Here is a 15,324-nt window from a genome sequence, read left to right on the forward strand (position 1 = left end):
GCGCGCCTCAGCCGTGCTCGCCGCGCCGCTTGCGCCGCACGACCACCACCAGGTCGACCAGCGCGACGGCCGCGAGGACGAACAGCACGGCGGCGGCCCATCCCGGCAGGCCGGCGGCCAGCCACAGGACGCCGCCGACGACGCAGACGACCAGGCCGAAGGCGGCCAGCACCAGCCGCAGGGTCAGGGCCGACTGCGCCGGCGGCGCGCCGGCGAAGCCGGCCGTGGGGTCGTGGTGGTCGGGCAGCCCACGCTCGTAGTCCTCCCGCGACCGCGGTCGCCGCCGGGGATCGGTCATGCCGCACTCCGTACCCCCGCGGGAGCGCACTACCCTGGGTCGACGTGGCCGCTGACTTCTCCGTCGTCCTGGACGAGCTCGACACGACCCTGAGGTCGATCGAGGCGGTCCTCGACGTCGACCGCCTCCGCCGCGAGGTCGCCGACCTCGAGCAGCAGGCCGCCGCGCCCGACCTCTGGAACGACGTCGAGGCCGCGCAGGCGCTCACCTCGAAGCTGTCCTACCTGCAGGGCGACCTGCGCCGGGTGGAGGAGCTGCGCAGCCGGCTCGACGACGTGGGCCTGCTGCACGAGATGGCCGCCGAGGAGGGCGACGACGCCACGCTGGCCGAGGCCGAGCGCGAGCTGGAGAGCCTGCGCAAGGCGATCGACGAGCTGGAGGTCCGCACCCTGCTCTCGGGCGAGTACGACTCGCGCGAGGCGCTGGTGACCATCCGCTCGGAGGCCGGCGGGGTCGACGCCGCCGACTTCGCCGAGATGCTCATGCGCATGTACCTGCGCTGGGCCGAGCGGCACAAGTACCCCGTCGAGATCTACGACGTCAGCTACGCCGAGGAGGCCGGCATCAAGTCGGCCACGTTCGCGGTCAAGCAGCCCTACGCCTACGGCACCCTCTCGGTGGAGCAGGGCACGCACCGGCTGGTGCGCATCTCGCCGTTCGACAACCAGGGACGCCGGCAGACCTCCTTCGCCGGCGTCGAGGTGCTGCCCGTCGTGGAGCAGACCGACCACGTCGACATCCCGGAGAACGAGATCCGCATCGACGTCTTCCGGTCATCCGGGCCGGGCGGGCAGAGCGTGAACACCACCGACTCCGCCGTCCGCATCACGCACCTGCCGACCGGCATCGTCGTCTCCTGCCAGAACGAGAAGAGCCAGATCCAGAACCGCGCCGCGGCGCTGCGCGTGCTGCAGGCGCGGCTGCTGGCGGTGCGGCAGGCCGAACAGCGGGCCGAGATGGACGCGCTGAAGGGGGAGGGCGGCAGCAGCTGGGGCAACCAGATGCGCTCCTACGTCCTGCACCCGTACCAGATGGTCAAGGACCTGCGCACCGAGCAGGAGACGGGCAACACCGCCGCCGTCCTGGACGGCGACATCGACGGCTTCATCGAGGCCGGCATCCGGTGGCGCCGTCAGCAGGACAGCGTCACCGCCGGCTGACGGCCGCGGGAGCATCGCAGCGAGCGCAGCGAGCGAGGAGCGGACCGTGGCGCGGAAGCCGGCCAGTGTCACCGCCGGCTGAGAGAGGCCCCCTGCCCCCCACCGCTCGCAGGCTCGCGGCGGGACCCTGCAGGGGGCCGGGACGGGGGCGGTCAGGGGCACCAGGCGTCCCGTTCGTCACAGGGGTCCCGCGGCGTGGAGCGGAATACGCCACGCTGGGTGACGGGGGACCTGGGACGTCGCAGGTCCCCGTCACGCTGCGCGGATACCGAGCCCGAGCGGTTCCGTGGCGAACAGACCAGGATGCCCCTCGCGGAAGGTACCGTGGCCCCTCGTGATCGAACTGCAACACGTCACCAAGCTGTACCCGGCGAGCTCCCGGCCGGCTCTCGATGACGTGTCCACGGAGATCGACAAGGGGGAGTTCGTCTTCCTCATCGGTTCCTCCGGCTCGGGCAAGTCGACCTTCCTGCGACTGCTGTTGAAGGAGGACGACCCCACCAAGGGCACCGTCAAGGTCAACGGCAAGACGCTGAACTCGATGAGCAAGTGGCAGGTGCCCAAGCTGCGCCGCACCATCGGCTGCGTCTTCCAGGACTTCCGCCTGCTGCGCAACCGCACCGTGGCCCAGAACGTGGCCTTCGCGCTGGAGGTCATCAACAAGCCCCAGCGCACGATCAAGCGCGTCGTCCCCGAGGTGCTGGAGATGGTCGGCCTGGAGGGCAAGGCCGAGCGGCTGCCCTCCGAGCTCTCCGGTGGTGAGCAGCAGCGCGTCGCCATCGCCCGGGCGTTCGTCAACCGGCCGCTGGTGCTGCTCGCCGACGAGCCGACCGGCAACCTCGACCCGGAGACCAGCGAGGGGATCATGCTGCTGCTGGAGCGGATCAACCGCACCGGCACGACCGTGGTCATGGCGACGCACGACTACCACATCGTCGACTCGATGCGCCGCCGCGTCATCGAGCTCAACGGGGGCGTGCTCACCCGCGACCAGTCGCGCGGCGTCTACGGCGTCGGCCGCTGACCGGTCGAGCCTCCCCGCCTGCCTGAACTCACGACAGGGAATCCATGCGCGTCAACTTCGTGCTCTCCGAGGTGGCCACCGGGCTGCGTCGCAACCTGACCATGACGGTCGCGATGATCCTGACCACGGCCATCTCGCTCGGACTCATGGGCACCGGCCTGCTCATCGCCGGGATGATCTCCGACATGAAGGAGATCTACTACGACAAGGTGCAGGTCTCCATCTTCCTGGCCGACGACGTCACCGACGACCAGCGGTCGGCGATCGAGCAGCAGCTCGAGGACTCACCCGAGGTGGCCAGCTACCTCTACGAGTCCAAGGCGGAGGCGTACGAGCGCTTCCAGCAGCAGTTCAGCCAGCAGCCCGAGCTCGTGGAGAACACCCCGCAGGACGCGCTGCCCGAGAGCTTCCGCGTCGAGCTGGTCAACCCCGAGCGCTACGAGGTCATCGCCGCGGAGTTCCCCAACGGGGAGAACGGCGTCGACCAGGTCCGCGACGAGGGTGACTTCCTCGACCGGCTGTTCAGCCTGCTCAACGGCGCCCGCAACGCGACGATCGCGGTGGCCGTCGTCCAGGCGCTGGCGGCCCTGCTGCTGATCTCCAACACGATCCAGCTGGCCGCGTTCAACCGGCGCAACGAGACCAACATCATGCGGCTGGTCGGCGCCTCCCGCTGGTACACGCAGCTGCCGTTCATCCTCGAGGCGGCGCTGGCCGGGCTGATCGGCGCGCTGCTCGCGGTCGGCGGTCTGGTGCTGACCAAGGTGCTGTTCGTCGACAAGACCCTCGCCGGGCCGATCAAGGCCGGGATCATCCCGCCGGTCGACTGGAGCGCCATCGCCACGATCAGCCCGATCATCGCCGCCGCCGGCGTGGGCCTGGCCGGCATCGCCGCCTACGTCACGCTGCGGCTGTACGTGCGGCTGTAGCCCGCGGCCGGTCCCGGCGAGGGCGCCGATCCCGGTGGGGTCGGCGCCCTCGCCGTGTCACGGGTGGCTCACCCGAACAGCTGGCCCGCCTGGTCCCACAGCAGGATGGCCGAGAAGAAGCCGTAGAACAGCACGGCCCAGCCGATCGCCACCAGCCGGCCACCGCGCAGCCCGATCTCCCGGGGCAGCGTCCGCCGGTTCAGTTGGATGAGCAGGCACGAGTACACGAACATCACCAGCCCGTTCAGGGCCGAGGCGATGACGAGCAGGACCAGCGGCTGGGTCACCCCCGACAGCAGGATGACCGACCCGAACACGATCTCGGCCCACACGGTGGCGAAGTAGATCCGGCTCTCGGTCCAGGTCGTGCTGGCGGCCAGCGGCCCGGTCTTGAGCACGTCGGCCGTCACCCGTCCCACCATGTCCAGCACCGCGAGGTTGGTGGAGAACAGGACGACGGTGCCGATCAGCCAGAACGTCACCCCCAGCCAGTCGCCCTGGCGCGCCTGCAGCGCCTCGCCCTCGACCCGGATGAAGTCGAAGCTCTCGGCGGTGCCGCCGACCCCGACGGTCACGTACGTCAGCGCCATGAAGGTCAGCAGTGCGATCCCGCCGATCACGAAGAACGTCACGAACTGCTCGCGGTCGGCGACCCGCCACCAGCCGCGCCACCGCCGCATGTTGCGCTCGTCGCGACGGAAGAAGTAGCCGATCGAGGGTTCGGCCTCCTCCTCGCCCGTGATCGGCGAGACGATCTTCGGCAGCCGGGCGCCCATGCCCAGGCCCTTGTCGCGGGCCCAGTTGGACTGCACGAGGTTGAGCGAGCCGCCCGCGCCGGCGAACGCGATCGCGCCCAGCAGGGTGGCGGCGCCGATCGCCTGGACCCCGTCGGGGATCCGGCCGACCTCGACGAACCCCCGGCCGAGGGCGGCGTAGCCGTCGGCGCCGAGCAGCGCGACGAGCGCGTACAGCATGAACAGGACGATCAGCCCGACGAAGAAGAACTGGATCTTCTCGACGGTCCGGTAGACGACCGGCGACACCGTGAGGACGACGCCGATCAGCAGCAGGACGCCGATCGTGATGTAGGGGACCGCGGCCTCGGAGTACCCCAGCACGAAGCCCAGCGTCGTCGTCCCGCCGGTGGCCCACCCGGGCCACGCCCACGGCACGACCGTCATCACGATGAACAGCGGGCCCCAGGCCTTCCACAGCCGGGTGAAGCCGGTGACCGCGGTCTCCCCGGTCGCCAGCGTGTACCGCTCGATCTCCATGTTGAGGAAGTACTGGGTGCCGACGCCGATCACGACCAGCCAGACCAGGCTCAGCCCGACCTGCGAGGTGATGTAGGGCCACAGCACGTACTCGCCCGAGCCGATCGCGCCCGCCAGCAGGAGCACGCTCGGCCCGAGGACCTTCCGCATGGGCAGCGGTTCCGGCAGGTCGGCGTAGGTCAGCGGCGCCAGGTTCCTGCTGGGGATCTCGGTGGCGACGTCCCCGCCACCCACGGTCTCACGGCGCGACTCGGCCACGGTCCTCTCCTCGGGGTGTGGGAGCCCACCGGCCCGGGGCTCCCGGGATCGCGGCGCCGGGGGAGGCGGCGGCCGGGGCGGTCGGCCCGCCCGCCCGTCGCGACGCCGACGTGGTGTGCACGGGGCAGCCGGGATCGACGGGGGCGCCGGCTCCTGCGGCTGCGGCCATCGGCTCCTCCAGGGTGACCGGCCGGTCGTCCGTGGCGTGGAGCGGTCGTGCGTCGTAGCAGGTTAGGCCCGGTACACGCGCGGTGGAAGGTCCCGGTGCGGCGCTAACCTGGGGACATGCCGCGAGAACAGGGGCGGAAGCTGATCGCCCAGAACAAGAAGGCGCGGCACGACTACTCGATCCTCGACACCTACGAGGTCGGCCTGGTCCTCACCGGCACCGAGGTGAAGAGCCTGCGTGAGGGCCGTGCCTCGCTCGTCGACGGGTTCGCCACGGTGGACGACGGCGAGGTGTGGCTGCAGCACGTGCACATCCCCGAGTACACGCAGGGCACCTGGACCAACCACGCGCCGCGCCGCAAGCGCAAGGTGCTCATGCACCGGTCGGAGATCGACAAGCTGATCGGCAAGACCAAGGAGGGTGGCCTCACCCTCGTGCCGCTGGACCTGTACTTCAAGGACGGCAAGGTCAAGGCCACGCTCGCGCTGGCGAAGGGCAAGAAGTCCTACGACAAGCGGCAGGACATGGCCGAGCGGGACTCCCGCCGCGAGATCCAGCGTGCCTTCGGCCGGTACGTGAAGGGCCGCCGTTGATGCGGGGTGCCGCGCACGACCGGTTCGGCGGCCTCGACGTCCTGAGCGTCCGCGACGACCTGCCCGACCCGCCGGTCGGCCCGGACACCGTGCTGGTGCGGGTGCACGCCGCCGGGGTCAACCCCGTCGACCTGGCCATCCGGCAGGGCTTCCTCGCCGGCGCCTACCCGCACCACTTCCCGATCGTCCCGGGCTGGGAGCTGGCCGGGGTGGTCGAGGCCGCCGGCCCGGCGGTGGTCGACTTCGCGCCCGGCGACGAGGTGTTCGGCTACGTCCGGCGGGACGACGTCCAGTGGGGCGCCATGGCCGAGTTCGTGCCGGCTCCGCAGCGGTGCCTGGCGCACCGGCCGCAGTCGCTGTCCTTCGCCGAGGCCGGGGCGCTGCCGCTGGCCGGGCTCACCGCCTACCAGGCGCTCACCGAGGTGCTCGGCGTCGGCGAGGGCGACCGGGTGCTGGTGCACCGCGCCGCGGGCGGGGTCGGCTTCAACGCCGTCCAGATCGCCGTCGCGCTCGGGGCGCACGTCGTCGGCACGGCGAGCCCGCGCAACCACGGCTTCCTCCGCGACGCCGGCGTGGCCGAGGTGCTCGACTACTCGGCCGGACCGATCAGCGCCCAGCTGGCCGAGCCGGTGGACGCCGTCCTCGACCTCGTCGGCGGGGACACGCTGGCCGACGCGCCCGCGCAGGTCCGCGACCGGGCCCGTGTCGCCAGCGTCGTCGACCCAGCGGTGAAGGCGATGGGCGGGCGCTACGTCTTCGTCCGCCCCGACACCCACGACCTCGAGGAGCTGGGCCGGATGGCCGACGCCGGCCAGCTGCGGGTGCCGATCGCCCGGGCGTTCCCGCTGGAGCAGGTGGCCGACGCGCAGGCCCTGGTCGCCGAGGGGCACGTGCGCGGCAAGGTCGTGGTCACGCTGACGTGAAGACGACGCCCGAGTGAGCATCGCAGGGAGATGCCCGGAGCCGACAGCGAGTGAGCATCGCAGCGAGCGCCAGCGAGCGAGGAGCGGAGCGAGCGCGGAGGCGACTGACGGCAGCGACCGAGGAGCGGAGCGAGGGCGGAGACGGACCACGGGCAGAGTGAGCGCTCTCCAGCCGCCGGTCGACGACGCCGACGTCCCGCGGTACTGGCGGGAGCTGGGCCTGCCGGGCCTGGTCGACGTGCACGTGCACTTCCTGCCCGAACGGGTGCAGGCCAAGGTCTGGCAGTACTTCGAGGCGGCCGAGACCCACTACGGGGCGGCCTGGCCGATCCGGTACGCGCTGCCCGACGACGAGCGGCTGGCGCGCCTCGAGGCACTCGGCGTCCGGGCGTTCCCCACGCTGCCCTACCCGCACAAGCCGGGCATGGCCGCCTGGCTCAACGACTGGTCGGCGGAGTTCGCCGCGGCGCACCCGCAGGTGCTGCACTCGGCGACGTTCTACCCCGAGCCGGAGGCGCCGCACTACGTCGCCGAGGCGCTGGCCGGCGGCGCCCGCGTGTTCAAGGTGCACGTGCAGGTGGGCGCCTTCGACCCGCGGCACCCGCTGCTGGACCCGGTGTGGGCGCGGCTGGAGGAGACCGGGACGCCGGTGGTCATCCACTGCGGCTCGGGCCCGCTGGCCGGCGAGCACACCGGGCCGGAGCCGATGACCGGCCTGCTCGAGCGGCACCCGCGGCTGCAGCTGGTCATCGCCCACCTCGGCATGCCGGAGTACCGGGAGTTCCTCGACCTCGCCGAGCGGTTCGAGCGGGTGCACCTGGACACCACGATGTTCGCCACCGACTTCACCGAGCGGCTGATGCCCTTCGACCCCGCCGACCGGCCGCGCCTGGCCGCGCTGCGGGACAAGGTCCTGCTGGGCAGCGACTTCCCCTCGATCCCGTACCCGTACGCCCACCAGCTGGCCGCGCTGCACCGGCTGGAGCTGGGGGAGGAGTGGCTGCGTGCCGTCCTGTGGCACAACGGAGCGCGGCTGTTCACGATCGAGTCGTGACCCCGGCCATCCGCCTGACCGCCGCCGTCCTCGGGACGCCCGATCCCCGGGGACTGGCCCGCTTCTACGGCAGGCTGCTCGGCTGGCCGCTGCGCGACGACGACCCGGAGTGGGCCACGCTCCGCCCCGAGGACGGCGGCCCGGGGCTGTCCTTCCAGCTCGAGGCCGACCACGTGCCGCCGGTGTGGCCGCCCGAGCGGGGCGCCCAGCAGATGCAGCAGCACCTCGACTTCGAGGTCGCGGACCTGGCCACGGCGAGCGCCCACGCGGAGGCCGCCGGCGCCCGCCTCCTGTCGCACTACACCGAGCCGCACGAGGACGTCCGGATCTACGCCGACCCGGCCGGCCACCCGTTCTGCCTGTTCGTGCGTCTGGGCGGCCGGCAGCCGTCGTCCGGTCAGGAGGGCTGATGCCGTCGTTCTCGCTGACCGCGACGGTCCTCGACACCCCCGACCCGCAGGGGCTGGCGCGGTTCTACCAGCGGCTGCTGGGCTGGCCGCTGGGCGACGACGACCCGCAGTGGGCGACCCTGCGCCCGGCGGACGGCGGGCCGGGCCTGTCGTTCCAGCGCGAGGAGCAGCACGTGCCGCCGGTGTGGCCGGCCGGCCCCGGCGACCCCCGCATGCAGCTGCACCTCGACATCGAGGTCGACGACCTCGACGCGGCCGTGGCGCTGGCCGTCGAGGCCGGTGCGACCGTGGCCGGGTTCCAGCCGCAGGACGGCGTCCGGGTGTGCCTGGACCCCGCCGGTCACCCGTTCTGCCTGTTCCTCCCCGGCTGGTGAGCCCCGGCCCGGTCGGCCGACCCGGGTTCAGGTGCCCGGCGGCTGGTAGTTGGCGTGCACCTGCGACGCGGCGTCCATCTCCTCGGGGGTCATGAGGGCGATGGTGCGCAGCGACACCATCCCGCTGGCGTTCACCGCCAGGCTCACGGCCGTGGCCGTCCTGTGGTCGGGCAGGTCGGCGATCGTGTAGACGTCGTCGCTGCCCAGGGCGAAGTCGAAGGTCTCCAGCCGGCCGCCCAGCTCCGCGCACATCTTCTCGATGGCGGCGCGGCGGCTGGTGCCGCCGGCGGCCATGATCGCCTTGGCGCCCTGCGGTGCGTACCGACCGATGAACAGGAACCGGGGCATCGTGACCTCCGTGTCAGGCCCCCGTGCCCGTGCGATGGTCCGGACGGCCCGGTCGGCCCGCAACACCCGTCCCCACGCGGGGGGCGGTGGCAGCGTGGCGACGACGGACCGTCGGGCCCCCGGAACCGGGTCGACCACCGGACGTCGGCGTCCCTACGCTCCGACCCCGTGCACGCGCTGCCCGAGGGCCTGTCCGCCCGCCCGCTGACCCTGGACGACGTCCCCGCCGCGGCCGAGCTGCTCGCCGCCGCGGAGGTCGTCGACGCGACCGGTGAGCACGAGGACGCCGACGACCTCGCCGAGTTCTGGGGCGACGACCGCATCGACCTGACCCGGGACGGGCGGGCCGTCTGCACGGCGGACGGGCGGCTGGTCGGCTGGGCGACCGCCATCTCCCCGGGCAGCGGGCGCGACGCCTTCCGGGTGTGGCTCGAGGGCCGGGTGCACCCGGACGCGCGCGGCCAGGGCATCGGCCGCGCCCTGCTGGACTGGCAGCGCGGCCGCGGTGCGGAGCTGCACGCCGCCGTGCAGCCGGAGGCGCCGGCGCGGTTGACCGTCTCGGTGTACCCGGCCATGGCCTCCCTGGAGGCGCTGCTGCGGCGGGCGGCGTTCGAGCCCGAGCGCCGGTACTGGGACATGGAGCGGCCGCTGACCGACCTTCCGGCGGTGCCGGCCGTGCCCGGGGTCGACCTGGTGCCCTTCGGCTGGGACCGCGACGAGGAGGTGCGCCGCGCGCACAACGCCGCCTTCAGCGAGCACTTCGGGTCCACCGTGCTCGACGAGGCCGGGTGGGGCACCTGGTTCACCGGGCAGCGCGCGTTCCGCCCGGACCTCTCGGTGCTGGCCCTGGCCGACGGGGCGGTCGTCGGGTACGTCCTGGCCTACGTCTTCGAGGCCGACACCCGCGCCACCGGGACCCGGCAGACCCATCTCGGCCAGATCGGCGTGGCGCGGTCGGCGCGCGGCCGCGGGGTCGCCTCGGTGGCGATCACCGCCGCGCTGCGGGCCGCGGCGGAGGCCGGCTGCGCGACGGCGGGGCTGCAGGTGGACAGCGAGAACTCCACCGGCGCGCCGGCCGTGTACCGGCGGCTGGGCTTCGCGCCGGTCCGCACCCGCACGTCCTGGGCGACGACCCTCCCGCCCGCACCGGCCTCCGGCCCGTGAGCGGCGAGCCATGGGGGGACGACGCGGGCCTGGTCGTGCTCCCCGGCGGCGCCCGGGTCCGCGGCCGCCGGCTCGCCGCCCCGGCGACCCCGGCCGACGCGGCCGTGGTCCTCGGCGCCGGTCCGCTGCCGGCCTGGCCGGCTCGGCGGGTCCGGTGGCCGGACTTCTGGGTGCCCCTCGACCGCGCCGACGTCCTCGACGCGCTGCGCGAGGCGCTGGAACGGGCGCGCGCGGGGGAGCGGGTGGAGGTGGCCTGTCGCGGCGGCGTCGGGCGCACCGGCACGGCGCTGGCCGCGCTCGCCGTCCTGGACGGGCTGCCGGCCGACACCGCGGTCACCTGGGTCCGCCGGTACCACCACCCCCGTGCCGTGGAGACGCCCTGGCAGCGCCGCTGGTTGCGGTCGATCGAGCCGTGAGCTCGGCCCCGTCCCGGGCGTGCGAGGGGTGGGGAGGATGGGGTCGTGCCTTGGTCGTTGGCCCCGTCCCGGGTCCCGCCGCGAGCGTGCGAGGGGTGGGGAGGACGGGGTCCTTCTAGGGTCCCCTGCATGGTCAGCGCCGATCACCTCGCCGACGTCGCCCGCGCCCACCGCGCGGTCGAGCCGCTGCACAACCACCTGTACTTCGCGCCCGAGCAGGACGAGCACCTCGGCGCGGTGGGCCTGCGCCCGGGCCGGATGTGCTACTTCGCCGGGCGGGCGGCCCCGATGGGCGCGGTCGGCCCCGGCCTGGTGACGGCGACCTTCTCCAACTTCGCCCCGGGCATCGTGGCCCGGCACGTGCCGCGCTGCTGGACCCTCGCCACCCCCGAGCAGGTGGTCGAAGGGCGCGCGGCCGCCGCGCGGGCCTCCCTGACCCGGCTGCTCGGTGCCGAGACCGCGGCCGGCCCGGAGGTCGCCGAGCTCGCCGCCCTGCTCCGGGAGGCGTGCACCGCCCTGACCCCCGAGGGCCGGCCGATCTACGCCGGCACCGCCGACCTGCCCTGGCCCGGCGAGCCGCTGCTCGCCGTGTGGCACGGCGCCACGCTGCTGCGCGAGCACCGCGGCGACGGCCACGTGGCGGTCCTCCTGCGGCACGGCCTGTCGGGGCTGGAGGCACTGGTCACGCACACCGCCACCGGCCGCGGCTTCACCGAGGCCGCCGCCCGGGCCACCCGCGGCTGGAGCGAGGAAGAGTGGGCGGCGGCCTGCACGCGGCTCAGCGAGCGCGGCCTGCTGGCCGACGGCGGCCTCACCGACGCCGGGCGGGAGCTGCGGGCGGGCATCGAGGCGGAGACCGACGAGCTGTCGGCGGCACCGTGGGCGCACCTGGGCCGCGAGCGCACGGCCCGCGTCGTGGAGCTCGGCAAGGGGCTGTCGGCGCGGCTGGTGGCGGCCGGCGCCTACCCGGCCGGGACCTTCGCCGCGCGCTAGACCCGGGCAGCCCTCCCGCAGGGTCCCGCCGCGAGCTCGCGAGTGGTGGGGGCGAGCGGGTCCATCTCCTATGGTCTGGATCACAGTCCTGGGGAGGGCGTCATGACCGCCACTGATCGCAGGCCCGGGTCCGGTCAGCGGACCGACGTCGACGCCGCCTTCCGCGGCTCGGCCACCTACCGCAGCCTCGGGGAGCAGCGGCTCAGCCCGGCCGAGGAACGGTTCGAGAAGGGCCGGCGGACCGTCGGGCTGTTCCTCGCCCCGGTCGTCACGATTGTCTTCGCGCTGCTGCCGCTGGACCTGCCGCGCGACCAGCACCTGCTCGCGGCGGTCCTGCTCGGCGTCATCGTCCTGTGGATCACCGAGCCGGTGCCGATCCCGGTCGGCGGGCTGATCGGGGTCGGGGCGATCGTCGTCCTCGGCGTCGTCCCGGCTGACGACGCGGTGGGGCCGCTGGGGTCGACGACGGTCTTCACCTTCATCGGCGCCTTCATCCTCGCCGCGGCGATGCTCAAGCACGGCGTCGCGCGGCGGTTCGCGATGGCCATCCTGTCGATGAGGTGGGTGGGCGCCTCCACCGCGCGGGTGGTCATCGCCTTCGGGCTGATCACCGCCCTCCTGTCGGCGTTCGTCTCCAACACCGCCACCGTCGCGATGCTGCTCCCGACGGCGATCGGCATCCTGTCGGTGATCGCCAAGCTGATGCAGGACCGCGAGATGGTCGCCCCCGACTTCGACCCGCTGCGGCTGCGGGTGGGCGTCGCGCTGATGCTGATGCTGGCCTACGGGGCCAGCGTCGGCGGTCTGATCACCCCGGTGGGCACCCCGCCCAACCTGATCGGCCGCGGGCTGATCGAGGAGGCGACGGGGGAGCGGATCAGCTTCCTCGACTGGATGCTGATGGCCCTGCCGATCTGCGCGCTGATGTTCGTGGCGCTGGCCGCCGTCCTGCTGCTGCTCAACCGTCCCGAGATCAAGCGGATCGAGGGCGTGCACGAGTACGTGCAGCGCGAGCGCGCGGAGCTCGGGCCGATGTCGCGGGCGGAGAAGAACACGCTGGCCGCGTTCGGCGCCACCGTGCTGCTGTGGATCTTCCCCGGCGTCATCGCGCTGACGGCCGGGACCGACTCCGACCTCTACGGAACGATCTCCGACCGGCTCGACGAGGGCGTCGTCGCCGTCCTCGGCGCCTCGCTGCTGTTCCTGCTCCCCACCGACTGGAAGCGCCGGGAGTTCACGCTCAACTGGTCGGACGCGGCGAAGATCGACTGGGGCACGATCCTGCTGTTCGGCACCGGGATCATCTTCGGCTCGCTGCTGGCCGACACCGGCCTGGCCGAGACCATCGGCACCAGCTCGGCCGAGACCCTCGGCCTGACCAGCACGCTGGCGATCACCGTCTTCGCGGTGATCCTGGCGATCGTCATCTCCGAGACGACCAGCAACACCGCCTCGGCCGCCGTGGTCGTGCCGATCGTCATCCCGGTCGCGGTGGCCGCGGGCATCAACCCGTTCGTGCCGGCGCTGGCGGCCACGTTCGCCGCGTCGTTCGGGTTCATGCTGCCCGTCTCCACGCCGCAGAACGCGATCGTCTACGGCTCGGGCGTCGTGCCGATCACCAAGATGATCCGGTCGGGCATCTCCTTCGACGTCCTCGGCGCGCTGCTGATCGTCCTGCTGCTCCCGCTGTTGATCGACCTCGTGCTGAACGTCGGTTAGTCGCCCCGCTCGGGCAGGGCGGCGGCGCGAGCGACGACGTGGTCGACCAGGCCGTACCGCAGCGCCTCCTCGGGGGTGAACCACCGGTCGCGGTCGGAGTCGGCCTCGACCTGCTCGACGGTCTGCCCGGAGTGCTGCGCCTGCAGCTCGTTGATCTCCCGCTTCAGCCGCCGGAACAGGTCGGCCTGGATGGCGATGTCGGACTGCGTGCCCCCGACGCCGGCCGAGGGCTGGTGCATCATGATCCGGGTGTGCGGCAGGGCGTGCCGCTTGCCCGGCGTGCCGGCCGACAGCAGGAACTGGCCCATCGAGGCGGCCATCCCCAGCCCGTAGGTGGCCACGTCGCAGTCGACGAACCGCATGGTGTCGTAGACGGCCATGCCGGCGCTCACCGAGCCGCCGGGTGAGTTGACGTAGAGGTGGATGTCGCGCTTCGGGTCCTCGGCGGCCAACAGCAGCACCTGCGCCGAGACCCGGTTGGCGACGGCGTCGTCGACCGCTTCGCCGAGGAAGACGATCCGCTCGCCGAGCAACCGGTCGTAGACGGCGTCGGGAAGACTCGCCGAGCCTCCGGTGAGCATCAGGGGGACGTCCGGGCTGGTCGACGCGGCAGTGGGCATGGTCCGGTCCTCTCGCGCAGCGGGGTGTGCCGACGCCCGGGAGTCTGCTCGGAATGGCGCGGAGAATGCAGTAGAAAATGGACGATTACGCTTTCTGCTGAATTGTTGTGCTCTCGGAGGAATGCGGTTGCCATCGCCGTCGACCGGCGCCGCGGCACGGCGTCGTCGTCCCGGCGCCACGCGCCGTTCACCCGCCCGGGGGAGCCGGTTGGACAGGGCGTGTCACGATGGACGACGGCCCGCTGACTCTCCGCGGGTCCACCGACGACGGGAGGGAGCGAGCGCGTGCGCAGCGAACCGCCCAGTACCGGCACCGAGGTCCACCCCGCTCGTTGAAGGACCCCGCTGCCCCCCGCCACTCGCGAGCTCGCGGCGGGACCCTGCAGCGGGGCCACGGGCGGGCGGACCTCTGACGCGTCCCCCCGCCCCAGCGTCCTCCCGGGAGTCCGTCGTGGTCGACCGCCGTCGTGCGTCCCTCACCGCCCTGTCCCTCGGCCGCCGTCCGCGGCCCGAGCTGACCCTCGCCCCTGCGCCGGTGGCGCAGCCGGCCGCGGCCGACGGCGCCCAGCGGCCGTCGCTGATCGTCGACAACGCCGTCTACTCGTCCGGTCGGCGGGTGGCGACGCCGGAGACGGTCGCCGAGAGCCACGACTGGCTGGTGGAGGACCCCGAGCGCCTCGTGTGGCTGGGCCTCTACCGGCCCGAGCCGGGGGAGCTCGGCGAGCTCGCCGAGCAGTACGACCTGCCCGAGCTCGCGGTCGAGGACGCCATCAAGGCCCACCAGCGGCCCAAGTTCGAGCGCTACGGCGACACGCTGTTCGTCGTCCTCAAGGCCGCGCGGTACCTCGACGCGGCCGAGGAGGTGGAGTTCGGCGAGCTGCACCTGTTCCTCGGCCGCAACTTCGCCATCACCGTGCGGCACAGCGAGTCGCCGGACCTCTCCCGCGTGCGGCGCCGGCTGGAGAGCGAGCCGGCGCTGCTGGAGAAGGGCAGCGAGGCGGTCCTCTACGCGATCCTCGACGCCGTCGTCGACGGCTACCCCCCGGTGGTCGCCGGGCTGGCCAACGACATCGACGAGATCGAGACCGAGGTCTTCCGCGGGGACCCGGGGGTGTCCCGGCGCATCTACGAGCTGTCCCAGGAGGTGCTGGAGTTCCAGCGCGCCGCCCAGCCGCTGACCGGCATCCTCGCCCAGATCGCCGCCGGGTTCGACAAGTACGGCGTCGACGAGGACCTGCGCAGCTACCTGCGCGACGTCGAGGACCACGTCGTCCAGGTCAACGAGCGGGTCGAGGGCTTCCGGCTGCAGCTGCGGGACATCCTCACGGTCAACGCCACGCTGGTCGCCCAGCGGCAGAACGAGGAGATCCGGGAGCTCACCGAGGCCTCGATCGCCCAGGGCGAGGAGGTCAAGAAGATCTCCGCGTGGGCGGCCATCCTCTTCGCGCCCACGCTCGTGGGCACCGTCTACGGGATGAACTTCGACTCGATCCCCGAGCTGCACTGGCACCTGGGCTACCCGTTCGCCCTGGTGCTCATGGTCGGGGTGAGCGTGACCCTCTACTGGGTCTTCAAGCGCCGCGGGTGGATCTGACCGG

The 15,324-nt window shown here is 73.0% G+C and carries 17 protein-coding genes; 13 read left to right on the forward strand and 4 right to left on the reverse strand.

Annotated features, from left to right (window positions below; genetic code table 11):
* Positions 1–7: 7 nt before the first annotated feature.
* Positions 8–298 carry a DUF6343 family protein gene (locus ACI789_RS18895; RefSeq protein WP_457010911.1) on the reverse strand — a complete coding sequence of 97 codons (291 nt, stop codon included), beginning with the start codon at positions 296–298 and terminating at the stop codon, positions 8–10.
* A 44-nt stretch (positions 299–342) separates the two neighbouring features.
* On the opposite strand from ACI789_RS18895, the gene prfB reads away from it, so the two are divergent.
* From prfB to ftsX, 3 genes are all read left to right on the forward strand, one after another.
* Positions 343–1,458: a peptide chain release factor 2 gene (gene prfB, locus ACI789_RS18900; RefSeq protein ID WP_456919764.1), complete on the forward strand. Its 1,116-nt coding sequence runs from the start codon at positions 343–345 to the stop codon at positions 1,456–1,458.
* A gap of 334 nt (positions 1,459–1,792) precedes the next feature.
* A complete protein-coding gene (gene ftsE / locus ACI789_RS18905; RefSeq protein ID WP_456919765.1) occupies positions 1,793–2,482 on the forward strand; it encodes a cell division ATP-binding protein FtsE in 690 nt (229 codons plus the stop codon).
* 44 nt (positions 2,483–2,526) lie between these two features.
* Positions 2,527–3,411, forward strand: a complete 885-nt coding sequence (gene ftsX, locus ACI789_RS18910) for a permease-like cell division protein FtsX (protein WP_457010912.1) — start codon at positions 2,527–2,529, stop codon at positions 3,409–3,411.
* 68 nt (positions 3,412–3,479) lie between these two features.
* On the opposite strand, the gene ACI789_RS18915 is transcribed toward ftsX, so the two are convergent.
* On the reverse strand, positions 3,480–4,943 hold the full coding sequence (locus tag ACI789_RS18915) for an Nramp family divalent metal transporter (protein WP_457010913.1): 1,464 nt from the start codon (positions 4,941–4,943) through the stop codon (positions 3,480–3,482).
* Between the two features lie 285 nt (positions 4,944–5,228).
* Between ACI789_RS18915 and smpB the strand changes: the two genes are divergently transcribed.
* The 5 genes from smpB to ACI789_RS18940 all read left to right on the forward strand — a co-directional run bounded on the left by smpB (position 5,229) and on the right by ACI789_RS18940 (position 8,466).
* A complete protein-coding gene (gene smpB / locus ACI789_RS18920) occupies positions 5,229–5,705 on the forward strand; it encodes an SsrA-binding protein SmpB (RefSeq protein WP_456919768.1) in 477 nt (158 codons plus the stop codon).
* Positions 5,705–6,628: an NADP-dependent oxidoreductase gene (locus tag ACI789_RS18925; protein ID WP_457010914.1), complete on the forward strand. Its 924-nt coding sequence runs from the start codon at positions 5,705–5,707 to the stop codon at positions 6,626–6,628. The genes smpB and ACI789_RS18925 overlap by 1 nt, the downstream gene beginning before the upstream one ends.
* Before the next feature lie 157 nt (positions 6,629–6,785).
* On the forward strand, positions 6,786–7,682 hold the full coding sequence (locus tag ACI789_RS18930; RefSeq protein WP_457010915.1) for an amidohydrolase family protein: 897 nt from the start codon (positions 6,786–6,788) through the stop codon (positions 7,680–7,682).
* Positions 7,679–8,092, forward strand: coding sequence for a VOC family protein (locus tag ACI789_RS18935; protein ID WP_457010916.1), 414 nt, complete (start codon positions 7,679–7,681; stop codon positions 8,090–8,092). Before ACI789_RS18930 ends, ACI789_RS18935 begins: the two co-directional genes overlap by 4 nt.
* Positions 8,092–8,466 (forward strand): VOC family protein, encoded by a 375-nt coding sequence (locus ACI789_RS18940; protein ID WP_456919772.1) that lies wholly within the window; start codon positions 8,092–8,094, stop codon positions 8,464–8,466. The genes ACI789_RS18935 and ACI789_RS18940 overlap by 1 nt, the downstream gene beginning before the upstream one ends.
* A 27-nt stretch (positions 8,467–8,493) precedes the next feature.
* On the opposite strand, the gene ACI789_RS18945 is transcribed toward ACI789_RS18940, so the two are convergent.
* Positions 8,494–8,814, reverse strand: a complete 321-nt coding sequence (locus tag ACI789_RS18945) for a GYD domain-containing protein (protein WP_457010917.1) — start codon at positions 8,812–8,814, stop codon at positions 8,494–8,496.
* Between the two features lie 168 nt (positions 8,815–8,982).
* Here ACI789_RS18945 and ACI789_RS18950 point away from each other — a divergent pair, with 168 nt between their 5' ends.
* The 4 genes from ACI789_RS18950 to ACI789_RS18965 all read left to right on the forward strand — a co-directional run bounded on the left by ACI789_RS18950 (position 8,983) and on the right by ACI789_RS18965 (position 13,106).
* The gene (locus ACI789_RS18950; RefSeq protein WP_457010918.1) at positions 8,983–9,978 is read left to right on the forward strand and encodes a GNAT family N-acetyltransferase; all 996 of its coding nucleotides are present in this window, start codon (positions 8,983–8,985) and stop codon (positions 9,976–9,978) included.
* The gene (locus ACI789_RS18955; protein WP_457010920.1) at positions 9,975–10,394 is read left to right on the forward strand and encodes a protein-tyrosine phosphatase family protein; all 420 of its coding nucleotides are present in this window, start codon (positions 9,975–9,977) and stop codon (positions 10,392–10,394) included. Before ACI789_RS18950 ends, ACI789_RS18955 begins: the two co-directional genes overlap by 4 nt.
* A gap of 129 nt (positions 10,395–10,523) precedes the next feature.
* Positions 10,524–11,387, forward strand: a complete 864-nt coding sequence (locus tag ACI789_RS18960; protein ID WP_457010921.1) for an SCO6745 family protein — start codon at positions 10,524–10,526, stop codon at positions 11,385–11,387.
* Between the two features lie 102 nt (positions 11,388–11,489).
* Positions 11,490–13,106, forward strand: coding sequence for an SLC13 family permease (locus ACI789_RS18965; RefSeq protein ID WP_457010922.1), 1,617 nt, complete (start codon positions 11,490–11,492; stop codon positions 13,104–13,106).
* On the opposite strand, the gene ACI789_RS18970 is transcribed toward ACI789_RS18965, so the two are convergent.
* On the reverse strand, positions 13,103–13,726 hold the full coding sequence (locus ACI789_RS18970) for an ATP-dependent Clp protease proteolytic subunit (RefSeq protein WP_457010923.1): 624 nt from the start codon (positions 13,724–13,726) through the stop codon (positions 13,103–13,105). The two genes, ACI789_RS18965 and ACI789_RS18970, sit on opposite strands and share 4 nt — an antisense overlap.
* A gap of 451 nt (positions 13,727–14,177) precedes the next feature.
* On the opposite strand from ACI789_RS18970, the gene ACI789_RS18975 reads away from it, so the two are divergent.
* The gene (locus ACI789_RS18975) at positions 14,178–15,320 is read left to right on the forward strand and encodes a magnesium and cobalt transport protein CorA (RefSeq protein WP_457010924.1); all 1,143 of its coding nucleotides are present in this window, start codon (positions 14,178–14,180) and stop codon (positions 15,318–15,320) included.
* Positions 15,321–15,324 lie beyond the last annotated feature (4 nt).

It is taken from the genome of Geodermatophilus sp. SYSU D00965, from assembly GCF_054050075.1.